This window comes from Vibrio sp. FE10, assembly GCF_030297155.1.
Classification (GTDB): Bacteria; Pseudomonadota; Gammaproteobacteria; order Enterobacterales; family Vibrionaceae; genus Vibrio; species Vibrio apostichopi.
The window spans coordinates 1747122-1769947 of the sequence record NZ_AP028067.1; the positions used below are offsets into that span (position 1 = coordinate 1747122).

At 44.0% G+C, this 22826-nt stretch carries 18 protein-coding genes; 11 read left to right on the plus strand and 7 right to left on the minus strand.

Annotated features, from left to right (window positions below):
• The first annotated feature begins 54 nt into the window (after nt 1-54).
• Both QUF19_RS07955 and QUF19_RS07960 read left to right on the plus strand, forming a co-directional pair.
• Nucleotides 55-975: a LysR family transcriptional regulator gene (locus tag QUF19_RS07955; RefSeq protein WP_286298461.1), complete on the plus strand. Its 921-nt coding sequence runs from the start codon at nt 55-57 to the stop codon at nt 973-975.
• Between the two features lie 181 nt (nt 976-1156).
• Entirely contained in the window at nt 1157-3205 is a 2049-nt protein-coding gene (locus tag QUF19_RS07960) for a TonB-dependent receptor domain-containing protein (protein WP_286298463.1), read from the plus strand.
• Between the two features lie 147 nt (nt 3206-3352).
• On the opposite strand, the gene QUF19_RS07965 is transcribed toward QUF19_RS07960, so the two are convergent.
• The gene (locus tag QUF19_RS07965) at nt 3353-4096 is read right to left on the minus strand and encodes a class I SAM-dependent DNA methyltransferase (RefSeq protein WP_286298464.1); all 744 of its coding nucleotides are present in this window, start codon (nt 4094-4096) and stop codon (nt 3353-3355) included.
• A 126-nt stretch (nt 4097-4222) separates the two neighbouring features.
• Nucleotides 4223-5548, minus strand: coding sequence for a sensor domain-containing diguanylate cyclase (locus tag QUF19_RS07970; protein WP_286298467.1), 1326 nt, complete (start codon nt 5546-5548; stop codon nt 4223-4225).
• Between the two features lie 226 nt (nt 5549-5774).
• Here QUF19_RS07970 and QUF19_RS07975 point away from each other — a divergent pair, with 226 nt between their 5' ends.
• Nucleotides 5775-6233: a GNAT family N-acetyltransferase gene (locus QUF19_RS07975; RefSeq protein ID WP_286298469.1), complete on the plus strand. Its 459-nt coding sequence runs from the start codon at nt 5775-5777 to the stop codon at nt 6231-6233.
• A gap of 80 nt (nt 6234-6313) precedes the next feature.
• Here the strand turns inward: QUF19_RS07975 and QUF19_RS07980 are convergent, their stop codons facing one another.
• Nucleotides 6314-8032, minus strand: coding sequence for a S8 family peptidase (locus QUF19_RS07980; protein WP_286298471.1), 1719 nt, complete (start codon nt 8030-8032; stop codon nt 6314-6316).
• Between the two features lie 502 nt (nt 8033-8534).
• Between QUF19_RS07980 and QUF19_RS07985 the strand changes: the two genes are divergently transcribed.
• The 8 genes from QUF19_RS07985 to QUF19_RS08020 all read left to right on the plus strand — a co-directional run bounded on the left by QUF19_RS07985 (nt 8535) and on the right by QUF19_RS08020 (nt 18197).
• Nucleotides 8535-9131: a LysE/ArgO family amino acid transporter gene (locus tag QUF19_RS07985; RefSeq protein WP_286298474.1), complete on the plus strand. Its 597-nt coding sequence runs from the start codon at nt 8535-8537 to the stop codon at nt 9129-9131.
• 162 nt (nt 9132-9293) lie between these two features.
• Nucleotides 9294-9950 carry a glutathione S-transferase family protein gene (locus QUF19_RS07990; RefSeq protein ID WP_286298476.1) on the plus strand — a complete coding sequence of 219 codons (657 nt, stop codon included), beginning with the start codon at nt 9294-9296 and terminating at the stop codon, nt 9948-9950.
• Between the two features lie 487 nt (nt 9951-10437).
• On the plus strand, nt 10438-11007 hold the full coding sequence (locus QUF19_RS07995) for a porin family protein (RefSeq protein ID WP_017110681.1): 570 nt from the start codon (nt 10438-10440) through the stop codon (nt 11005-11007).
• A 155-nt stretch (nt 11008-11162) separates the two neighbouring features.
• A complete protein-coding gene (locus QUF19_RS08000) occupies nt 11163-11576 on the plus strand; it encodes a VOC family protein (protein ID WP_286298479.1) in 414 nt (137 codons plus the stop codon).
• A 218-nt stretch (nt 11577-11794) separates the two neighbouring features.
• Nucleotides 11795-13087, plus strand: coding sequence for an exonuclease subunit SbcD (gene sbcD / locus QUF19_RS08005; RefSeq protein WP_286298481.1), 1293 nt, complete (start codon nt 11795-11797; stop codon nt 13085-13087).
• Nucleotides 13088-13092: 5 nt separating this feature from the next.
• Nucleotides 13093-16815, plus strand: a complete 3723-nt coding sequence (locus QUF19_RS08010) for an SbcC/MukB-like Walker B domain-containing protein (protein WP_286298483.1) — start codon at nt 13093-13095, stop codon at nt 16813-16815.
• A gap of 264 nt (nt 16816-17079) precedes the next feature.
• Nucleotides 17080-17223, plus strand: a complete 144-nt coding sequence (locus tag QUF19_RS08015) for a DUF2256 domain-containing protein (RefSeq protein ID WP_076671818.1) — start codon at nt 17080-17082, stop codon at nt 17221-17223.
• An 89-nt stretch (nt 17224-17312) separates the two neighbouring features.
• A complete protein-coding gene (locus QUF19_RS08020; RefSeq protein ID WP_286298487.1) occupies nt 17313-18197 on the plus strand; it encodes a PA4780 family RIO1-like protein kinase in 885 nt (294 codons plus the stop codon).
• 265 nt (nt 18198-18462) lie between these two features.
• On the opposite strand, the gene QUF19_RS08025 is transcribed toward QUF19_RS08020, so the two are convergent.
• The 4 genes from QUF19_RS08025 to QUF19_RS08040 form a co-directional block, all read right to left on the minus strand.
• On the minus strand, nt 18463-19203 hold the full coding sequence (locus tag QUF19_RS08025) for an SDR family oxidoreductase (RefSeq protein ID WP_286298489.1): 741 nt from the start codon (nt 19201-19203) through the stop codon (nt 18463-18465).
• A complete protein-coding gene (locus tag QUF19_RS08030) occupies nt 19203-20762 on the minus strand; it encodes a cryptochrome/photolyase family protein (protein ID WP_286298491.1) in 1560 nt (519 codons plus the stop codon). The genes QUF19_RS08025 and QUF19_RS08030 overlap by 1 nt, the downstream gene beginning before the upstream one ends.
• Nucleotides 20759-22153 carry a DASH family cryptochrome gene (locus tag QUF19_RS08035; RefSeq protein WP_286298493.1) on the minus strand — a complete coding sequence of 465 codons (1395 nt, stop codon included), beginning with the start codon at nt 22151-22153 and terminating at the stop codon, nt 20759-20761. The genes QUF19_RS08030 and QUF19_RS08035 overlap by 4 nt, the downstream gene beginning before the upstream one ends.
• Nucleotides 22154-22403: 250 nt before the next feature.
• A complete protein-coding gene (locus tag QUF19_RS08040; RefSeq protein WP_286298495.1) occupies nt 22404-22826 on the minus strand; it encodes a universal stress protein in 423 nt (140 codons plus the stop codon).

Below are 22826 nucleotides of genomic sequence, written 5' to 3' on the forward strand. Positions count from 1 at the left end.
TCCAAAGTTGCACTATGCGCTCACTGAATTTTCAAATTTGTGAATATGTAAATAATGAATCTAGCGCAAGTCGACCTCAACCTCTTAGTCATCTTAAAGCACCTTTTAGAAGAAAAGCATGTGTCCAATACGGCGTTAGCGCTTGATATGAGCCAGCCAACGGTGAGTCGTTCGCTGCAAAAACTGCGCACTGTATTTAACGATGATTTGTTGGTGAGAGCGGCTTATGGCTATGAATTAACGCCAAAAGCGGAAGCGATTAAACAAGATCTTAACTCTGTACTTACGCGCTTGGAAAAGCTGGTTCACGGAGACGTATTTGAACCTGAGACTAGTGATAATACTGTTCGCTTTTTTGGCTTGGTTCCTCAGGTTTCACACTTGTTGCCAAAAGTAGTGGCGCAAATTCGAAAACAAGCACCGAATATGGTTGTCGACATCGACTCGATCCCTAAACGTCACTTCGAACCTTTGCTGTCGGGCGATGCGCACTTCGTGTTGTCAACACATGAGCCGTTAAGCTCTGAGCAGAACCTGTATCGAATGTTCGTGATCAGTCGCGATTACCGTCTGTTAATGAGCAAAGACCATCCGCTGGCAGACAAAGAGATCACGGTCGATGATTTACTTAACAGCCAACTAGGTCAGATTTCGCTACAAGGGGACAAGAAACTCTCCATTGAAAATCGCTTTAAAGATTTAGGCTTAATTGATAAGCAGCGCCAGCTATCGATCCCAATTCAGCTGTCCAACTTCAACATTGCTGCGGATATCGCTGAGACGACCGACATCATCTTCCACTTGCCAACACCGTTTGCTATACAAGCGGCCAAGCAACGTGACTTAATTTGTAAACGTGTGCCGAAAGCGATCAGAAGCCCGTCAGAAGATGTGTACCTTTACTGGCATAAACGTTTCCACAATGATCCTATGTGTCGATGGGTTCGCAATCTATTTAAAGAGATATACACCTGATTTATCTGGGTGGTGAATGTGATTTTAATAGTGCTATTGAAATGAATATGTCTTTGTTCTGTTATTTGAAAGGTGAATAGCGAGAATCAATTTTTGGTATGAAACTTTCGTTGATAAGAATGGTACTAGGTTGTTTAATGCAAACCATTATCATTACCAATCACATATAAGAATGAATATCATGTCTGAGAGATCCCTTTTGATTCGCAAACCTCTTTTGGTTCGTAAACCCCTTTCGATCGCAGTCGCTGTTATTTGTACGTCACTTTCGGCTAACGTGTTAGCGCAAGAAGAAGCACAAGCGACCGATGAACAAATGGTGGTTACGGCAACTCGTACTGAGATGGCACTAAAACAAGCACCAGCTTCAATGTCGGTTATCACCGCTCAAGATATCGAAGACAGCCCTGGTATTACCTTGGCTGACATCGTTGCTGAATCAACGAGTGTTGAGTCTGACTTCGATAGCACACGTGCTGGCCGTCAAATGATCTCTATTCGTGGTATGGATTCTGATTACACGCTTATCATGGTCAATGGCCGTCGTTTAAGCTCAGCAAGCGCCATCATCCGTGGTAACGATTTCGACCTTTCTACCATTCCTGCTGATTCAATCGAGCGTGTTGAAATCATCCGTGGCCCAATGTCTGCACTTTACGGTTCAGATGGCATGGGCGGCACAATCAACATCATCACCAAAGCTCCGGAAAATGATTGGAGTTCAACGCTAAGCATGGACACTTCTTCACCGTTAGATGGTGATGGGGGGGAAGAGTACTCGATGGGCTTCACGACCTCTGGGGCTCTAATTGAAGATGAGTTGTTTGCACGCGTTTCTGTGAACCAAACTAGTCGCAATGCGTGGCAGCCATACTCTGGTACACACAGCTCTGGTTACGAACGTTCAGATGTTACGGCTTTAGAAGAACGTGACACATTAAGCTTACTCGCAAGCCTGACTTGGAATGCGACAGACAATCAAACGATCGACTTTGATTTTGGTTACAGCGACGACGAACGTGAATCAGCGGCAGAAAGCGCAAAATCGGTTATTGAGTCAGACACTCGCGTAGTTCGCAACAGCCAAGCGATTACACACAGTGGTTTCTGGAGTTGGGGTGATACTCAAGTGCGTTACTCTCGCGAGAACGTGACCGATAACGATGCGGCTGATCTAGGCAACAATTTCAGCAGCGATATCGAAGAGCTAACTCAAATTGTTGAAGCATCTGCGACCACTTACCTTGGCGACAGCCACACGCTTACGTTTGGTATGGATTACCAGTTAAGTGAATTAACTAACAAAGAAAACCTATCCAGCGGAACATCTGAAGCGTATCAAGGCGCGTTGTTTGTTCAAGACCAATGGGTAATGACGGACAAACTAACCGCAACGATCGGTGGCCGTCTGGATAAACACGAATTGTACGGTGAAGAGTTTAGCCCGCGCGTATATCTAGTTCATCAAACGACCAATGACCTCATCATCAAAGGTGGTGTAGGCAAAGCGTTCAAAGCACCAACATTGACTCAAAACCAATCTGATTACACAGTATCAAGCTGTAAGGGTGGGTGTGCGTTGGTGGGTAATGAAGACCTAAACCCAGAAACCAGCATCAACTACGAACTTGCGACGGTATACACGCAACCACGTTGGAATGTAGAAGCGGCGTTATTCCGTAACGAAATTAATGACCTTATCGAAAGAACACAAGGTTACTGCCCGCAAGGTGGTGATTGGAACGAAAGTGCTCTTCAATGTGAAAACCCTGACGGTACACCAACGGGGGATTTAGGCGCGAAGACGTACCAAAACGTGTCTGAAGCCATTATTCAAGGTGTTGAGTTGGGCGGTATGTACCAAATCTCGGATGAATGGGCGATGTCTGGTAACTACACTTACTTGGATACAGAAGATAAATCGACAGGTGAACAACTTCTTGAGCGTTACAAGCATTCTGGCTTTGTTAAGCTTAACTGGAGCCCAACTTATGACCTAAGCACTTTTGTGAGTGCGCGTTACCGTGGCGAACGTCAGATTGACAGTGACCTAACTCAAGATGCTTACACAACATTGAACATTGGTACGGTTTACAACTTGAATGATTCTGTGCGACTACGTGCAGGTATCTCAAACCTAACGGACGAGTCAGTATCGGAAGAGTTAGAGTACATTGGTTATGTGGAAGAGCCACGTACTTACTATGTAGGTATGACTGCAGATTTCTAATTTGGTATGAGTGATTTTACTCGCTAAATTGATAAGCAATAAGACAAAGAACCCACACTGGCTGGATACTCTATAAAGAGATTGGCGAGTGTGGGTTCTTTTAATTTGGGTGCTCGTAACTAGAGTGAGCATAGGTGTCGAAAAGTGTTAGCTTTTTACACAAGTGATCAAAGCATTGCCTGACAAGTTATCCCATGGAAGTAACTTATCGTAATCGTGTTCAAAGATATGAACCTCGAAGTAGGGCTTCAGTATTTCAATCAACTCTTTAAACGAAAACGCGACCATAGGGTGTTCATCATTCCAAATTTGCGTTTCACCCGCCGTCGTCTTTTCAATACTTAACTTTAACGCTTGCTTGCTACCTTCACCTGAGTAATACCAACCTGAACGAAAGGTGAAATCATCTTGTTCTTGGTTGGCCGTATGTCGAACAAACAAGTCGTTGCTGATTTTCTCTTTGTCGACTACGTTGAAGCAGAACACACCTTCGGGTTTCAAGGCTCGGTGCACACTTGCAATGCACTCTTTTAGTTTATCGAGACCGTCGTTGTAATGGATTGAATATAAGAAACAGGTGATCAAGTCGAGTGGCTCAGAGACTTCAAAGTTACTCATGTTCTGCACTGAGAAGTTAGCTTCAGGGCAACGAACTTGAGCGATATCGAGCATCGGTTTATTCAGATCAAGGCCATTACTTTGATAGCCGTAATCAATAAAATGACGAACGTGTGGTCCTGTGCCACATCCAAGGTCTAGGTGAGTTATTCCTTTATTTCCAAAAATCTGATGTAGCCTACGAACGCAGTCACTCTGCGCTTGGTAGTCAATATCGACACACATTAAATCATAGTAACCGGATAGGTCGGTATAGAGTGCGTTGGCGGACATGTTTGCCTGCAGCATAAGCTGAAAAAATTGGGGTGGCGCATAGTAAACTAGAACCTAAAAATAACAAGAAAATCTTGGGTCAATTGACAGGCTTAAATGACCTTTTCTTGATGCTTAGCAATTGTTTCATGAACCACACTCTACACATGCACCTACGTGGTTTACCGAGACTCTATTTTTTCCGTTTGATTTAGCACGATAGAGCGCGTCATCTGTAACTCGAATCAACGTATTGAGGGAGTTACTGGTACGAACGATGCAGCTGTCGGTAATGCCAATACTGACGCTTGATTGAAACTTGGTGCGATTGAACCCAAAGAATTGACGAGTTCGAAACTCTTCGCAAATACGTTCACCCACCACGCGTGCTTGAGAATCTGCAGTATCGAGGGCGGACGCGTGAGTCGTGCGCTTTTTTGGGAAAAAGACGATAAATTCTTCGCCACCCCAACGTCCAACCACGCCGTTCAAGGCTTTAACGTGCTTCTTAATGGTATTCGCGAGGGTGCGAATTACATCGTCACCAACACTGTGCCCAAATTGGTCGTTAATCTTTTTGAAGTCATCAATATCAAACAGTAGGCAAGACATCTCGGTTTGTTCTTTTAACGGCTTTTTTAACCAATCGTAAATGGCACTGCGGTTGAACACCTGCGTTAAGTCGTCGTGAAGTGCGCGGTGCATGAGTTCTTGTTCCAATATCACCTTATCGGAAACGTCTTCTACTACCACTTGAATGGCTTTCTCGCCTTCCCAGTTGATGATGTTGTCGTAGATATTGAAGTGCTTTTTATTGCCATCAAAACATTGGTTTTCAACCACCGAACTGAAGCTTGGCGTATCACCGGCAAGAATACTCTGGCTACGTCTCATGGCGTTGATACGATTGTCCGGCGGAATAATTGAAATGATGGAATCCATGGCAAGCACATCTTCTATTGATTTGGCGCCTTGCATTTCGACCCACGCTTGATTGACCATAAGCGGTTTGAAGTTTCGATGTACGAGCACGCCTTGTTTAGAGCTATTGAGCAGAGCTCGATACATCTGATCTTTTTCTTTATGGCGTCGCTCTGCGGCGATGACAGACGTGATATCAATGAGCATGACGCGAAGTGCAGGGCGATTATTGACCATAATGCATTGAGCGAGGCTGAACAATGAGAGGAAATTTCCTTTCACGGGGACATCTGTATAGATCTTACCGTTTTGCAATTGGCCTTTAATCGCAGAAAGGTAACGTTCACGGACTGAGCCGTGATAATGCTTGGGTACTAGTGAGTAGACAAAATTGACGTTGTTTAAAAGAGCTTCGCGGGTATCGTAACCGAAGATTTTGGCGATGTTTTGGTCGACATCGATGACACGGTGATCTTGCAGTGTAATGTAGCCCTGTGCAGAATCGAAATTCTGGCAAGGTATGGCTGTGGTTAAATCTAATTGGATACTCATATTGACCTGACTACTTATCCTCTCACCGGAAACAGGTGCTTTTTATTAATGGTGGTGTCGTGAATAGATTTTGATTGCTGTATATCGGCAAAGTCTTTAAACACGCAGCACGACAAATGTCGCGAGACTATGTAAGTAAAGTATGATATTCGTAATCTTTCGAGGGTAGCGTAATTTTACTGTATCTAAAACGGATTAAGAAATTATTAAGGATAATTAAAGGGTTATGGAAATAAAAATTGATGACTTGTCGGGTGGCGAAGTGATTGGACTACTGGAAGAGCACTTAGCTGACATGTATGCAACATCGCCACCAGAAAGTGTTCATGCGCTTGATCTTGATGGACTCAAGTCGCCAGAGATAACGTTTTTTAGCGCTTGGAAAGACAGCCAGTTATTGGGATGCGTCGCGATTAAAGAGCTGGATACTCAACATGCTGAACTTAAATCAATGAGAACCACTCAGCTTGCTCGAAACTCTGGTGTGGCTAGTCAACTTTTACAACACGTTTTAGATACAGCCAGCGCTCGTCAATATCGACAAATCAGCTTAGAGACCGGTTCTGAAGACTACTTTAAACCTGCCCGCAACTTATACGAGAAGTTTGGCTTTGGTTACTGTGAACCTTTTGCCGATTATGAGTTAGATCCTTACAGCCAGTTTATGAGTATCGAACTGGGTTAGTAGAAGCTTAAAAGAAAAAAGGTTGCCGAAAGCAACCTTTTTTAATTATGAATCAATAGGTAACGATAATGGTTAAAACGTTAGCGAGTTTCTAGCTCTGCAAATATCGCTTCAGCATCGACCACGCTTCCTGAGATAGAAAGTGTGCTGAACGGAACCAAATCTTCCGGGCTCGATGGCTTTTTAACAAGTAGCTCAGGGTAGACTTTTGCATCGCCCATTAACATCGCTTTGAGCTCTTTGACTGACAAATCAGGGTAGCGTGACCAGACCAATGCCGCGACACCGGAAACCACTGGCGCAGCCATACTTGTACCACTTTTCGAACCGTACTTGTTCCCCGGAGTGGTTGATAAAATGCGGTATCCTGGCGCAAACACATCAACCGTTTTCTGACCGAAGTTACTGAAACTTGCGACTAAGGTTTCGTCGGCGTATTTCGCTGATGCACCCACATCTAACCATGTTGAGATAGGCTTTGAACGGTAGTGCTTCGCATAGCGGTTTGGAAAGCTTGGTTTGATGTCATTATCATTGCGACTGTTTCCAGCAGAGTGGACAATTAGCACACCTTTACGCGCTGCATAGCGGAACGCGTGGTCGACGATGTACTTACGTGGCGAGTAGCTTTTTCCGAAGCTCATGTTAATGACCTTAGCACCATTATCGACGGCATAGCGCACTGCGTTAGCAATGTCTTTGTCTCGCTCATCGCCATTTGGCACCATACGTACCGCCATGATCTGAGCATGATCCGCCACACCATCAATACCAATAAAATTGCCACGTTCAGCTGCGATGATTCCAGCGACATGTGTACCGTGCGAACCGACAGGGCCTTTTACATCGTTGTTGCCGTAGCCTTTTTCCCAAGGGTTAGAAATGTCATCCCAAACAATATCGCCACGCGTATCGAGTTCTAGATTAAGATGGAAGTCTAGAGAGTCTTGATAGCGACTGCGACGAGATTCCAGATATTCAAAGGAGTACCATGAATCAAATACACTCAAAAGCCCTTCAGCAGCGGTTACAACGCTAGCGTTCTCACTATCTAATAGTGTTTTTAAACCGTTGGTAGAAAAGTCTTTTTGATCGACGAACTGAAGAATCTGTTCTTTGAACTCATTGGCTTGGTCAGTTGCTGTCGTTACGCGATTCAACGCATCTTGGTCGTCTTTTAGAGACGACAAGTAATCGGATTCAACGCCTTGATAGTACTTGCGTTTCTTACGCGGAATCCAATGTCCGTTCTCTTTTAACTCAAGGTATTTTTTGTATTCTCTAGTGACCTCTAGCGTGTCTTGGTCAACGTTAATGCCTAACGAGTTACCCAAAAAGTTCCAGCCGTGGACATCATCGATGTAACCATTGCCATCATCGTCAATTCCGTTGTCTGGGATCTCGTCTTCATTGGTCCAAAGCTTGTTCTTGAGGTCTTCGTGTTCAACGTCGACACCTGAATCAAGAACGGCAACGATGACAGGTTGTGGTTGAAGAGGGGGCATCAAGTAGTCGTATACCACATCAGAACCCACACCCTGAATTCTTGTGTAGCTTGCCGTTAAGTTAAACCAATCACCGCGCTGTTCATCAGCGTTGCTCATCATTCTCATCGAGAAAAATGAAGGTTGAATAGTTTCTCGCGTGTAATCCTCAACAATTGTCCCTTTTACATCTTGGATGAAAGGTGAGTTGGCAGGTTGTGGCTCTGGGCTACTCTCATTCAGAGTTGTAGCTGATACGTGGGTCGAAGCCATAATAGCCAAAGCAAGCGTGGTGAGTCTTTGTCCGTGATTCATGTGTGTTGCATCCTTATCATTGTGCGACTAAATAGTTGTGCGACTAAAACTGACTCCTTAGTGAAGCTTTTTGAAAGCACGTAGTCAGTTCTGTGAGAGGGAAATGCCCGCTCAAAAAGCAATCAAAAGGTAATATGCAATCAGACTTGTATCATTCGTTTGATCAATGAAATGGTAGGAAGATCTCACTGTGATCGATTTTAAACTCTCAAAGTTTGAGCTAAATTCTATTAATAAAACCAACATTTATAAAATTAAGAATTGAAATTAAAGATGTTTAAAATCAATTGATTAGTTTGTTAATAGGTAATTTAAGGGCGAGGGTTATTAGTCTCAAAATGAGTGGGAGTGAGTCCCTGATATATTCGTAACTCGGTTACTCGATAGGTCAAATACACACGTGAAGTGTCGTTGATAGACAATATATTCACTTGTTAACAATATGATAAATGGGCAATATTGTGTACTTATCATCTTAGTCATTACTTTTAAGACCTTTCTCATGACGACTTATTTTGCTGGTTTCTCTTTGGGGCTTTCGCTGATTCTTGCGATTGGTTCTCAAAATGCGTTTGTTTTAAAGCAAGGCCTAAAGAATCAACACGTTTTGGCGGTTTGTGCCGTGTGTGCTATTTCCGATGCGCTGTTGATTAGCTTTGGTGTGACAGGCTTTGGCGCCATCGTTAAACAGTTTCCACAAATTGAGCAATTTGCTCGTTTTGGCGGAGCGGTCTTTTTAGGTGTTTACTCTTTCTTAAGTTTTCGGTCGGCATTCACTGAAAATCACGCTCTAGAAACAAGTGTAGAAACGAAAGATTCGTTAACTAAAGCGATAGCTATGTGCTTGGCGTTTACTTGGTTAAACCCACACGTTTATTTGGATACGGTTGTTCTATTGGGTTCCATCTCAACGCAATACCAACCGAATCAAATGTTGTTTGGTGCAGGGGCAGTGTCGGCATCGTTTGTGTTCTTCTTTTCGCTTGGTTATGGGGCTCGATTCTTGGCACCATTATTTAAGAACCCACGAGCATGGAAGGTGTTGGAGTTTGTCGTCGGAGTGATCATGGCGTCGATTGCGATATCTCTGATCGTTTAGCCACTCGTATTTAGGCATTCAAACTTACTGCTTAAAGTGACTGCCTTTAGTTACTTCAGTATTTAATTATTTCTAGAAATAACGAATTAAATTTCGTCTTTTTAATTTGGTGTTCGTCTTAAGGGTGTAAACAGAAATTAATGACCTAATTCGGAGTCGAAAATGATTAAATTGATTAGCTTTAAAAACTGCCCATTTGTTCAACGTGTTATGGATTCGCTCGTCATGAAAAAAGTACCGTTTGAAATTGAATATATTGAACTAAACGACAAGCCACAGTGGTTCTTGGATATTTCGCCAAACGGTCAAGTGCCAGTCCTAGTAACAGAAAATGACACTGTACTTTTTGAGTCTGATGCGATTGTTGAATACCTAGATGATAAATATGCGCCTATTGAAGAAGTGACTTCCGAGCAAAAAGCATTAGACCGTGCTTGGTCTTATCAAGCGAGCAAACATTACATGCCACAATGCGGCACGATGGGAAGTAAAGACAAAGAAACCTTTGAAACACGTTTGGCGAACCTTCAAAAAGCCTTTCTGAAAGCCGAAAACAAATTAGGCGACACCGAATTTTTCAAAGGTGATTACATCTCTAACGTTGATATCGCTTGGCTACCATTATTACACCGAGCATCGGTGATCAAAGTGCGTTCAGGTTTTGATATGTTGGAAGGTTTCCCTAAAGTACAGAAGTGGCAAACGGCTTTGATTGAATCGGGTTTGATGGAGAAAACTGTGCCTCAAGATTTTGTAGAGAAATTTAGTGGCTTCTATCTGACCAATACTTATTTAGCGAGTCTCGCTGAAACGCGTTAATAATGTATTCATAAATTGAAATATATTTTAATAGCAGGCTGTTCTAAATAATATATCTCAAGAAAATAAAACTCGTTCTATTTTCGAATAGTGTGAGTTTTTTAATTTAATGAGCCGGATTATTAAAGGAAATGCTATTTCCTATGAGTTGTAATAGACCGAAATAAACAGATTTAAATTAATGGTTTAGGGTGTTACTGACCATGTTATTAATGGTCGTTATATCGTGAGGCTATGTCCAGAATACTTAATGAAATTATTTTGTCTCATAATTAAGACTTATTGAATATCCCCAATTGTTCGTTTGATGAACACAAAATGTTGTGATAATTTCTCATTCACTCCGTAAATGAACAGTGTTTTATTGTTCATTGAGAGTGATTGAAATAAATTATTTTAAACGGTGGTGTAACAGTTCGGGGTGGTGTTGGAATACTACCAAAGACAGCGTAACGCTACTGTAGGACAAACTAAAAAGGGTATTTACATGCTTAAATCAACATTTCTATTGGGCCTAGTTGGCTTGGTTTCACTTCCTACTTTTGCTGCTGGTATTGAAGGCGGTCCATACATTGGTGCTGGCCTTGGCGTATATCAAGATTCAGACACGGATGGCGGTGGTAATTTAGACGCAGAAAGCATGGGATATAGCCTTTACGGTGGTTATCAGTTCAACCGTATCGTAGGCATCGAGCTTGGTTACACAGATTATGCTGACTACGAAGCGTTCGGTACTAAGGTACTTTCACCTACGTCTTTTTCTGTTGCAGCAAACGTAGGTTACACCTTCGACAATTCAATTCGTCCGTTCGTAACAGCGGGTCTGAGCTACGTTGACCTTAATTCAAAGGGTTCGAGCTATATTGATGATGATTCTGGTGCTGGTTTTCACTTCGGTGTTGGTGTTGAATACACACCAGTTGAGAACCTAACGTTACGTCTGATCTCGCAAGCGGACGCGGTAAATGTCGAGTTCTTCGATAACCGAGGTAATAGATTAGCGAGTCGCGATGTTGCGTTCAGCACAGTAACACTGGGTGCTTCGTACAACTTCTAATTGCTTAGCATTTGAATTATAGATATAGCCCATGTTGTCGAGCGATAACGTGGGCTTTTTTATCGGGCAATGGATTCGCAAATTATGGGGCAATAGGTTCGTAAATATGGCCATAATGTGTAGAATCCTATTTTTGCCAAAATCGAGAAATACAGATGTCTGAACCAATCCAACAGCAAATCGGAAATATCGCATTAGTCGTAGAGAACTATGATGATGCGATTGAGTTCTATACCAAGAAGCTTCAATTCACTCTGATCGAAGACACCAATCTAGGTGGTGGGAAACGTTGGGTACAGGTATCTCCTCCGAATTCAAACGGAACCAACCTATTACTGGCTCAAGCGAGTAATGAAGAGCAAAAACTGTCGATTGGTAATCAAACTGGTGGCCGTGTTTTTCTTTTTCTTCAAACTAATGACTTTTGGCGTGACTATGAGTTGATGAAAACCAATGGCGTTGTATTCAATGAAGAGCCACGAGTAGAAGAGTATGGGACTGTGGTTGTGTTCCAAGATCTCTACGGCAATAAGTGGGACTTACTTCAGTTAAATCGCCCGAACCATTAAGTTCCAAGTTAACTAGATTCGCACATCAAAACCGCTCTAACTTTGAGCGGTTTTTTTATATAAAAATACCAATTGATGGCACGTTGAACACGAATCCTCCAAAGCCCGAAATTAGTTGTTTTTCACAAGCTTATAAAAGGGGAAATAATGCTAACTCATTTGGTAGTTGATCGGTATTTTGGTAAATTAAAGCTATTACCGACTTCCAGTGAGCAACAATGAAGATTCTTCACACGTCCGATTGGCACCTTGGCCAAAACTTCTACAATAAAAGCCGTAAGAATGAACACGAGCGGTTCTTACAATGGTTACTTGAGCAAGTTACTGAGCACAACATCGACGCGATAATTGTTGCTGGCGATATTTTCGATACCAGTACGCCACCAAGTTATGCTCGCGAGATGTATAACAAGTTTGTCGTCGACTCGAATAAGATCGGCTGCCAATTGGTGTTATTGGGCGGCAATCATGATTCAGTGTCTGTGCTTAAAGAAACTCAGCAATTACTGAAGTACATGGGTGCCGACGTGATTCCCAATACCAATGAAGAATATGCGACTCAGGTTGTCGAACTCAAAGGTAAAACCGGCGACGTAGAAGCGCTGGTGTGCGCGATTCCGTTTATTCGCCCTCGCGATGTGTTGACCAGCCAAGCCGGTGTCACTGGTGTTGAGCGTCAAAAGCAATTAGGTGACGCGATTAAACAGCACTATCAAAGTGTTTATGATGCCGCTGTTGCAAAGCGTGCGACGTTTGAAAACAGTGACAACATGCCAATCATCGCAACGGGTCACTTAACCGCAATGGGCGTGAAGCAGTCTGATTCTGTACGTGATATCTATGTCGGTAATCTCGATGGTTTTGCCGCTGATGGTTTTCCTAATGCGGACTATATTGCCCTTGGTCATATCCATCGCCCACAAGTTGTCGCGAAACGTGAATACATTCGTTATTGCGGTTCACCCATTCCGCTCAGTTTTGACGAGCTGAAATCTCAAAAGCAGGTCTGTGTGGTTGAGTTTGTCGAAGGCGAACGCACCATTTCACAACTGGCTGTTCCAACATTCCAACCCCTTGCTGAAATCAAAGGCGATTTGAACGAAATCGAGTCGCAATTGAACCAGTACATTGGTGTGGAAGAAGGGCAAAACGTGTGGCTGTCGATAGAAGTGCAAGCACAAGATTATCTGTCTGATTTACAGGAGCGGATGCAAGCGCTAACGGAAGGCTTGAATGTCGAAGTGCTTCAATTGAGAAGGGCGAGAGAGCGACGCAATCAAGGGTTAGAGCAAGAGTCTGCTGAAACCTTATCTGAGTTAACTCCGATGGATGTGTTTGAAAAACGTATCGCCTTAGAAGAGTTTGAAACGGATTCTGAAAAAGCACGCTTAGAGCGCATGACCGTGAAGTTCAAGCAAGTGATGGAAGAAGTCTCTTACGGCGCTGATACTGATAGCTATGGTGCTGATAGTCGAGAAGAAATAGAAGCACCAAAAGGGACGGGTGAGTAACGAGTATGAAGATTTTAAGCCTAGAATTTGAAAACCTAAACTCTTTGAAAGGTCGTTGGAAGCTCGACTTTACTCAGTCACCGTTTGCAGAAAATGGCCTGTTTGCTATTACTGGCCCTACGGGTGCGGGTAAGACAACAATTCTTGATGCGATCTGTTTGGCACTGTTCCATCGTACACCGCGTTTGAAAAGTATCGCCAAAGGTACCAATGAGCTAATGACGCGTGGCACAGGTGAGTGTTTCGCTGAGATTGAATTTGAAGTGAAGGGTAAAACTTACCGTTCTAATTTCCATCATAAGAGAGCACGCGGAAAACATGATGGTGCGCTTCAGACACCAACCTGTGAATTTGCAGATGCTGATAGTGATGCTGTATTAGAAACGCAGCTCATGAAGAAAATTAAGATGGTTGAGACCGTGACCGGTTTGGACTTCTCGCGATTCACTAAATCTATCATGCTGTCGCAAGGTGAGTTTGCTGCTTTCTTGAATGCCAACGCTAACGACCGTGCCGAGTTATTGGAAGAGCTTACGGGTACCGAAGTTTATAGTCTGATTTCAGAGCGCATTTACGATCACTTTAAGTCGAGCGAAGAATCACTTAACCACCTTAAAGCCAAGGCTGAGGGTGTAAGCTTACTTTCTGAAGAGCAGATTCAAGAGCTGACCAAAGAACATGGCCATCTAGAGTCTGAACAGAAACGTTTGGCTGAACAACTGACTGAGTGGAACGCACATTTAGGCTGGTGGAAAGATGTCGGTAAAGCCGAACAGGTTATTACGGTAAGCAATCACGACTTAAAAACGGCGCAAGAAAGCCTTGCTGAAAACCAACCATCGTTAGATCGTTTAGCGAATAGCGAGCCTGCTGAAAAACTGCGTCCGCTTCATAAAGATTTAAAGCGTTGTGGCCAAGACGTTGTGACGACTCAAGCTAACCTTGAAAGCAGTACCAAGCGATTAGCTGAGCGAGATACAGAAAAAAACGCGGCACAACAGAGCGTTAATAACCACATCAAGTTGGTTGAAGTCGCTAAACAAGAACAGCAAGATCAAGAGAGGATCATTGAGCAAGTTCGACCGTTAGACAACCAAATTGCGATGTTGAAAGACAAGCAAGTAGCGGCTTCTAAAACGTTAACTACGCTTAATCAACAACAGGTTGAGAGAAGTCAGCTGCAAGTTTCTTTGAATCAAACTGTTGAATCGATTAAGCAGCAAGAAAAGATCGCTGCACAATATTTAGCGGCTAACCAAGCTGATAGCTTGCTTGAAAAGTATCTGGGTCAATGGCAAATCAAGGTCACTCAGGTTCGAGATCTTGAACGTCAATACACTGAACTTTTAAATAGTGTTCAAGCTTCACAGCGCACGATGGCCACTCAGCAAGCAGCGTTACAAGCAGCTAAAGACTCTAAATTGGCACAAGATAAAGCACTCACAGAGTTAGTCTCTGCAGAGAACCAAGCTAAACAGCGGTGGGATACTTTGCAGCAACAAGCTAATGAACATACCCTTAACGCACAAAAAGAGGTGCTTGAGTATTGGAGCCGTAATACCAATACTCTGGCGGATATTAATCGTGGCTTTATTCAGGCAACTCAGCGCATAACATCCAAATCTGTCGAGTTGCAGACCAATACTCAACTTAGTGAAAAGCTCACAAAAGAGCGTGAAGTGCTGGTGGAGCGTTATCAGAACAATAAGATATCGTTAGAGCGTTTGACTCGCCTAATTGACCAAGAGGGTGAATTAGCGAAGTATCGCGCGGCGTTGAAGCCAGATTCAGAATGCCCACTGTGTGGTTCAACCGAGCATACTGTTGAGCAATCTCAAGATATCGCTGATCTCGTGGCACAAAAAGATCGAGAAGAGCAAGAGTTAGCCGTTATTCAAAAAGATGGTACCGAGCACCGCCAACACTTGGATTCATTGGTGCCTATCATCAACGGCCTCAACGATGAAATTCAGCGTACTCAATCAGACATCGAACAAGCCAAAGTGAATTGGGCAAACCTTGTTGCCAAGCTAGAGCAAAGCCATGCAACTTTGGCTACTCAGAATTGTTCACTCAATATCTATCTGCCAAATGTCGAAGGGTTAGGCAATAGCGATGTTGTGCAGTTGTTCGTTGATGCTTGTGAGCAGCAGCTTAACAACACGATCGTACTCCTGCGCAATATGGCTGATGCAAAAAATGCCTACCTTGATGCAGAGAAGCAGCGCGCAGCAACCGCGATGATTGTTGAGAAAGCTCTATCCAATCTAGAACTTGCAGAACAACGACTTACAGATCTTTCCACACAAACGAACGCATTGAATGATCAGGCCGCTAAATGTGCGCAAGCGAAAGAATCTGAGTGGCAAGGGCTAAGAGAAAGCATTATTCAAACATCGATTGAAGCGCCTGAGTTAGCGCATATCGATGCTTGGTTTGCTCAAAAGCTTGAAGCTTCTAATACTTGGTTAACCACAAAACAGCAGCATGATGGGTTAGATAAGCAGTTGATTAGCCAACATGCTGAGTTGAAAGCACTCGATGACAAGTTAGAAGCCTTAGCTAAAGATATCACGGTGGCGAATCAAGAGGTTGAGTCACTGTCGAAAGAGCTGGAGGCTGTTACCGAATCTAGAACGCAGCTGTTTGGTACACAAGATATTCAAATCGCAGCCAACACCATGAAACAAAAAGTGATGGATACCGTCAGCGCACACGATGCCGCTCAAACGGCGTTTAACCGTTGTGAACTCGAGCACCGAACAGAACAGACGAAACACACCAGTTACAGTGACGAGTTAGTAGCGAAACAGACAGCTCTGACTGAAGTGACGTCGCTTTGGACTCAAACATTAGCGATAAGTCCATTTGCTACCGAAGATGAATTTGAGTCGGCACTGTTGGATGAAACCGTGACAGGGCAACTGCAAAGCCTTAAGAAAACGCTGGAAGAGGCGATGGTTAGTGCCCAAGCTCGTTTGAATTCAGCCAACGCGAATTTAGTCGAACTTAAAGGCTATGACAAAGCGGAAGTTTGGCAACAACTTCCACAACAAGAAGTAGAACAAGCCGTGACTGACTGTTCCAATGCACAGCAAAGTCATGCTACGCAAATTGGTGCGATTTCTGCAAACTTGGAAACGGATCGCCAGAACCGCAGTAATCAACAAGACTTGTTCAAACAGATCGAAGTACAACAACTTGAGTTTGATGACATCTCACGTCTTAATTCATTGATTGGCTCTAGAAATGGCGACAAGTTCCGTAAGTTTGCTCAAGGGTTAACGCTAGAGAACTTGGTGTACTTGGCCAACAAGCAATTGCAACGTCTACACGGTCGTTACGAGCTGAAACGTAAAGCCGATGACGGGTTAGAACTGCAGGTGTTGGATACGTGGCAGGGCGATGTGATGCGCGATACCAAGACATTATCCGGTGGTGAAAGCTTCCTGGTGAGTTTGGCGTTGGCACTCGCGCTATCTGATCTTGTGAGTCACAAAACCAGTATTGATTCACTGTTCTTGGATGAAGGTTTCGGCACGCTAGACAGCGATACATTGGACATCGCACTTAACGCGCTCGATAACCTGAATGCATCAGGTAAGATGATTGGCGTCATCAGCCACGTTGAAGCACTGAAAGAGCGTGTGCCTGTGCAACTTAAAGTGACAAAACATTCAGGCCTTGGCGTGAGTGAGATGGAGAAGCAGTACAAAGTCGTTGCTTAATTGGATTAAGCTGACTGAGTTGAATTTGAGCAGAGTAATTTCAGATAAAGCTGAATCCGTTTGGATAAAGCAGATCCCCGACTCAGTCGTTCCTCCTTCTCGAGGATGACGGAGTCGGGGGCTGTTATTAATCACACCTCCGTCACTCCCTCAAGTTAGGAACGATTAGAATAATCGCCGTCATCCCCTAAAGCGAGGAACGAGCGCAATAGGGAATCTCTTCCTAGCGAACAGGTTAATGGACTCATCGACAAGGAAGCGGTCATGCATAAGAAACCACATCTACCCACCAAGACATGTCCCGTTTGCCTCAAACCATTCTCATGGCGTAAAAAATGGCAACGTTGTTGGGAAGAGGTGATTTATTGCTCTGAACGCTGTCGTCGCCATAAGACAAAACCCACATAATCTCCCTTCATTTAAGAATCTATTGAGAATAACCACTCATTTAACGAGTTAATATTTTATCTGTCAGGTAACTCATGTATAAAGACGACATGAAGATACCTAAAAGAATACAGCCTTTAGTTGACGATGGTTTAGTCGACGAGGTGAAAAGCCAACTAATGAGTGGCAAAGAAGCGTCAGTGTACATAGTACGCTGTGGTGATACGATCCGTTGTGCCAAGGTGTACAAGGAAATAAGCCAGCGTAGCTTTAAAAAAGCAACGGCATATCGAGAAGGGCGAAAGGTCCGCAATAGCCGCCGCGCTAGAGCGATGGAAAAAGGCTCTGGTTTCGGTCGTGAGCAACAAGAAAAAGTATGGCAAAGCGCAGAAGTGGATGCCTTGTATAAGCTGGCAGAAGCAGGCGTTCGCGTACCTGTCCCTTATGGCTGCTTTGATGGCGTACTGCTGATGGAGTTGGTCACTGATGACGAAGGTTATGTCGCTCCAAGATTGAACGATGTGGTGATGCCGCCTGAACAAGCGATTGAAGATCACGCGGTGATGATGACTTATGTCGTTAAGATGCTTTGCGTTGGTCTAATTCATGGCGACTTGTCTGAATTCAACGTATTGGTTGATGAATACGGCCCTGTGATTATCGATTTACCGCAAGCGGTTGACGCTTCTGCGAACAACAATGCCGAGTGGATGCTGACTCGTGATGTGAATAATATCCGTGACTATTATGCGCAGTTTGCCCCTGAACTGGCGAACACTGAGTACGCTAAGGAAATGTGGGCACTGTTTGAGAAAGGTGATTTGAAGCCTGACAGCAAACTAACGGGTGAGTTTACCGAAAGTGACGCATTGGCGGATATTGATGCCATAATGCAAGAAATTGACGCAGCCCGCGCTGAAGAGCAAAGCCGACGCGAGCGTGTTAAGGAAGAAAAAGAAGGTGTCGACGAGAGTAAGTTCAACTGGGCTGAGTAGCGGTAATAGTAATAGTAATAGAAACAGTAATGATCAGTTTTGAACCTTAGTTGAGTCCTCAGAGTGCCCTTCGTTGAAACGACATCTTTAGTTTCAACCAACAGCTTCGAGCTAACGACTAAACCCAACAGAGTCACAGCTTTGTTGGGTTTTCTATTTTTTACCACTTACCAAAAATTCTAACGAAGTTATCGATCGTTTTTCCCATTAGGGTGACCTGTTAGTTACTACGATTGGTATTATTTACTACGAGTGGTGTTACTCATTACCAAGTCAATTGCTCACCATCATACGCGTAGAAATGACCGCTTTTATCCGGCGTAGCCGTTCGAATGATGTCCACTAATTGATGAGCTACATAACTAGACTCGAACAACTTACCTTGCGGTACATTGGTCTGAAAGGGCTTAGATAAAGCCGTGTCGGTTGTACCAGGGTGTAGCGCTAACACCGTGCCTTTCTTCAATGTGCGTTGCCATTCAATCGACATGGTTTTGATGAACATGTTTAGTGCGGCTTTGGATGAGCGATAGCTATACCATCCACCCAAACGGTTGTCTGAAATACTGCCGACTTTGGCCGATACCACTGCAAATTTTGGATTGTCGCTGGCTTTAAGAATCGGCGTGAAGTGTTTGGCCAGTAACAAGCTGGGTAGGGTGTTTACCGAGATGTTTTTCAGGAAGAATTCCGGGTCGATAGAGGACAGGTTCTTTTCCGGCCCCAGGTCCGGTGTATGAAGCATACCCACGCAATTTATTAACCAATCCAATCGCTCGAATTGAGTGCTTAGCCGCTCAATATCAGCTTCTTTAGTGGCATCGACTTGGTGCCAGTTCAAACGGTTATCTTCCAATTCCGGTCGTTGTGAGTGATAAGTCGCGTCGACATGGACATCGAGAAAATCAAAGCGAGACAGCTCAGACAATAGGTGCTTAACCACGGCGAAACCAATACCGCCGCTGCCACCAATGACCAATATGTGTAATCTGAGTTGTTCCACCATTATAAGTTCTCCAAGTTAGTCAGTCGTTGTTCTGCGGTGTCGAGTATCGCTTGCTGGTCTTGCTCATCCATATTGTCCCAAGAGCGATAAAGCATCCCCATTCGAGGGTTACGATTTAAGGCCTCGCGATGTTTATTCATAAAGCGCCAGTACAAGCTGTTGAATGGACAAGAACTCTCGCCACTGCGCTCTTTAATTTGATAATGACAGCCTTTGCAGTAATCACTCATGCGATTAATGTAAGAACCGCTGGCAGAGTATGGTTTGGTTCCGACGATCCCGCCATCGGCAAAAAGTGCCATACCTCGCGTATTCGGCATTTCGACCCACTCAATCGCATCAACATAAATACCAAGGTACCAATTGTCGACTTGGTCGGGCGAAATCCCTGTGATTAAACAGAAGTTACCGGTGATCATGAGTCTTTGAATATGATGCGCATAAGCAAACTCTAGGGATTGATCAATCGCGTGCTTCATGCAATTCATTTTGGTTTGTCCATCCCAAAAGTAATGAGGCAACTGTCGGTCTGCTGAATAGTGGTTTTTATTGGCGTAAGTAGGCATGTTCGCCCAATAAACGCCACGTATATACTCTCTCCAACCTAGAATTTGGCGTATGAACCCTTCGACTTGTGCGATGTCTATAGCGGGTGCGTTTGGCTTAGAAGAAGCCTGATAAGCCGACAGTGCTGAATCAATCACTTCTTGGGGGCTTAGCAATTTGCTGTTCAACGAAAAAGAGAGGCGACTGTGATACAAACTCCACTTTGAATCGTGCTCGGTCGTCATCGCGTCTTGGAACTGACCAAACAACGGCAAACAGACTTGGCAGAAGTGAGCAAGCAGAGACAGGCTTTGCGCTCGATTGACTGGCCATAATAACTGGTCGCCAACTTCACCAATAGTTTGTACTTGATGATGCTCTATACGTTTTAAAATCGCAGAAATGTCGTTGGCAAACATCAATGGTTGCGGCAAGTTCTCGATGTCTTGCTTCTTTAGTTTCTTACGATTGTTTGCATCGTAATTCCATTTCCCACCAACTGGTTTGCCATCGTCGAGCAGGATGTCGAAACGCTTTCTCATTCGACGATAGAAGTGTTCCATCATGATGTGTTTGTCTTTCGGAAACTGGGCTTCAATCTCGTCAAACGGAAAAAGGAAGTGCTCGGAATCGCTACAACCTTTTGTTACTCCAATTAACTTCAGTTTTGCGAGTTGTTGGAGAAGTCGATACTCATCTGGTCGTTGGTATTCAAATTTTTCAGCAGCAAACTCGTGTACATAGTGTTGCAATAGCGCATCGAGGTTTTCAAATTGAGTCGTGTCATCAAGAGTTAGGTGGAGTACCTGATGACCTTGTTGTTTGAGTTCGTCGGCAAAATAGCCCATCGCCGAGAAAAAAGCGGCCACCTTTTGGATGTGCGATGCAACGTAGCCCGTCTCTTGCTTGAGTTCGGCAATGATATAAATGACGTCATCATCAACCTGTTGAAACCAAGAGTGCTCGATATTGAGTTGGTCGCCTAAGACAAGGCGCACGGTTTTGAAGTTCATAACACATCCTGATTGTTGTTTAAGACAGGTTTGTTGCTGGTCGTATTCCACTTGTTGATAAAGATGTGGTCTGGGTCATACATATCGGTCTGCATAGCCAAGTTGAAATGGTGTGATTTAGGTTGTGCTTGGTTAGCATTCTTTTGCTTGTTGGTTTGAGCGCTTACCGGAGGTCTTAACTCTCCTGCAATATACGCCCAGTGACCCCAATTTGATGCCACGTCATAATCGATGAGTTGGCTCTCAAAATAGGCTGCACCGTGCCTCCAGTCGATCCCCAATTCGAAGATCAAACAGCTAGCGGCTAGTTGCCTTCCACGATTAGACATATAGCCTGTTTCGTTAAGTTGGCGCATGCAGGCATCGACAATCGGGTAGTTGGTATTGCCACTTTTCCATTTGGCGAAATTAAAGTTCGACGTTGCCGAGGAGTTGGGGCTGTAGAGTTCACGGTTTGCATAATCACCGAACAACGACGAGCCCAGCGATAAGCACTTCCAATAGAAATATTCGCGCCACAACAACTCAAAGTAGATCCAATAGGTTGAATCGTTACTGCCATGTTCGGCTTCGAACTGTTTCAAATGGCGATAAATCGTTTTAGGCGAAACGCAGCCGAGTGCCAACCACGGCGAGAGCTTGGTTGAGTTTTCGATGCCGTCAAATGCGTTTCGAGTCTGTTTGTAGTTAAGGGCGTAATCATGTGAAAAGTAGTTGTTTAAATGCGCTAGTCCTGCATCTTCTCCACCCAAATAATCGCTTGTTACTGCGCTTTCGTCAGTTGGTGAACTGAATAGTGGGATTGTCGATGTTGGTTCAGGTGTCGCTATTGGTGTCGCTGCTGGCGGAAGGCGTGAAATAACCGTCTCATCGCTATTAACGTCCGGGTGTTCGACTAGCTTTCTAAACTTGGTAAACGAGCTCGGGACTTTCGATAATTTAAACGGCAGCTCATGTAAGTCAAACAAGGTGGAGTGATGTGGCAAGCGTGTTATTAATTCAGGGTGACGGCTGTGTACTGTATGAATCAATTGTCGCTCGTCGTAACCACAATGTGCATTGGCGAAAAAGTGGGTAATTTGTTGTGTAGCAATGATTTGGCTAAGTGTTTGCTCGGCAGTGTCGGGTGCTAGATGGTTACTGCGGATCACAACCAGTTGCTGTCCAAGCTTCACTAAATTCGATTCTAGATTGGCAATCGATTGTGAAATAAAGGTTTGGCGATGCGCGCCATAAATGCGTTCTTGTGCGTAATCAGCAGAGAAACGAGACAGTGTGGGTTCGACAATAACGCAAACGAGCTCATCGACCACCTGCGCGGCGTGGTGAAGCAACTGATTGTCGTTGATTCTTAAGTCGTTTGTGAAAAGATAGAGACCAATCTTTTTCATTGCTTACACTCGTGAATTGTTAATTATTAGACGCTTACGAGTTGATAAGCCGACAAGATCACAAATGATTTCAGCAAGTCAGTGATAGTTGGATTGAGGTAAATAGGAAGATTGACTAGGGGATGTAAGCCAACCAATAATACCGATAGAGGTTGGCTCTTTGTAAGTGCAAACAGCTATGTTTTAGGAGCCGGGAGCCGGGAGCCTTTAGAAGCTTTAGTCCACAGACGCAGTTAGTCAACAGAAGCAGTTAGTCCATAGGAACGACGAGTATGTCGACAGAGGAAGAGTCTATCAATTGCTTCGAGTGTGAGATGATCTTGTGCCAAAAATCATGATGATGACCGCAAAGCATTAGGTCAATGTTGTGCGCTTTTACCGTGTCTTTGAGTTTGTCATTCAAATCACCCGTACCCACAAAGATATGTTGAATCGGCTGGTTAGCGTAAGCCTCAAACTCTCTTAAGTGTTTTATGGCGTCTTCATTGACAGGCAGGTCATCATTACTTTTTTGAATATCAACGAGTTCTGGGTAAATTTCTCCGTGAGTACCGTCGATATAAACAAATGAAAGTTCCGTTTCTAGTTTGTTCGCGAAGAAGGTTGCTCTATCAATGAGTATTTTCGAGTCATCAGACATTTCAAGTGCGACCAGAATATGTCGGTATTCCAT

Bases quoted from the DNA above. Each gene is read 5' to 3' on its own strand.
- QUF19_RS07955 (WP_286298461.1), top strand. From the start codon at position 55: ATGAATCTAGCGCAAGTCGACCTCAACCTCTTAGTCATCTTAAAGCAC.
- QUF19_RS07960 (WP_286298463.1), top strand. From the start codon at position 1,157: ATGTCTGAGAGATCCCTTTTGATTCGCAAACCTCTTTTGGTTCGTAAA.
- QUF19_RS07965 (WP_286298464.1), bottom strand. From the start codon at position 4,096: ATGTCCGCCAACGCACTCTATACCGACCTATCCGGTTACTATGATTTA.
- QUF19_RS07970 (WP_286298467.1), bottom strand. From the start codon at position 5,548: ATGAGTATCCAATTAGATTTAACCACAGCCATACCTTGCCAGAATTTC.
- QUF19_RS07975 (WP_286298469.1), top strand. From the start codon at position 5,775: ATGGAAATAAAAATTGATGACTTGTCGGGTGGCGAAGTGATTGGACTA.
- QUF19_RS07980 (WP_286298471.1), bottom strand. From the start codon at position 8,032: ATGAATCACGGACAAAGACTCACCACGCTTGCTTTGGCTATTATGGCT.
- QUF19_RS07985 (WP_286298474.1), top strand. From the start codon at position 8,535: ATGACGACTTATTTTGCTGGTTTCTCTTTGGGGCTTTCGCTGATTCTT.
- QUF19_RS07990 (WP_286298476.1), top strand. From the start codon at position 9,294: ATGATTAAATTGATTAGCTTTAAAAACTGCCCATTTGTTCAACGTGTT.
- QUF19_RS07995 (WP_017110681.1), top strand. From the start codon at position 10,438: ATGCTTAAATCAACATTTCTATTGGGCCTAGTTGGCTTGGTTTCACTT.
- QUF19_RS08000 (WP_286298479.1), top strand. From the start codon at position 11,163: ATGTCTGAACCAATCCAACAGCAAATCGGAAATATCGCATTAGTCGTA.
- sbcD (WP_286298481.1), top strand. From the start codon at position 11,795: ATGAAGATTCTTCACACGTCCGATTGGCACCTTGGCCAAAACTTCTAC.
- QUF19_RS08010 (WP_286298483.1), top strand. From the start codon at position 13,093: ATGAAGATTTTAAGCCTAGAATTTGAAAACCTAAACTCTTTGAAAGGT.
- QUF19_RS08015 (WP_076671818.1), top strand. From the start codon at position 17,080: ATGCATAAGAAACCACATCTACCCACCAAGACATGTCCCGTTTGCCTC.
- QUF19_RS08020 (WP_286298487.1), top strand. From the start codon at position 17,313: ATGAAGATACCTAAAAGAATACAGCCTTTAGTTGACGATGGTTTAGTC.
- QUF19_RS08025 (WP_286298489.1), bottom strand. From the start codon at position 19,203: ATGGTGGAACAACTCAGATTACACATATTGGTCATTGGTGGCAGCGGC.
- QUF19_RS08030 (WP_286298491.1), bottom strand. From the start codon at position 20,762: ATGAACTTCAAAACCGTGCGCCTTGTCTTAGGCGACCAACTCAATATC.
- QUF19_RS08035 (WP_286298493.1), bottom strand. From the start codon at position 22,153: ATGAAAAAGATTGGTCTCTATCTTTTCACAAACGACTTAAGAATCAAC.
- QUF19_RS08040 (WP_286298495.1), bottom strand. From the start codon at position 22,826: ATGGAATACCGACATATTCTGGTCGCACTTGAAATGTCTGATGACTCG.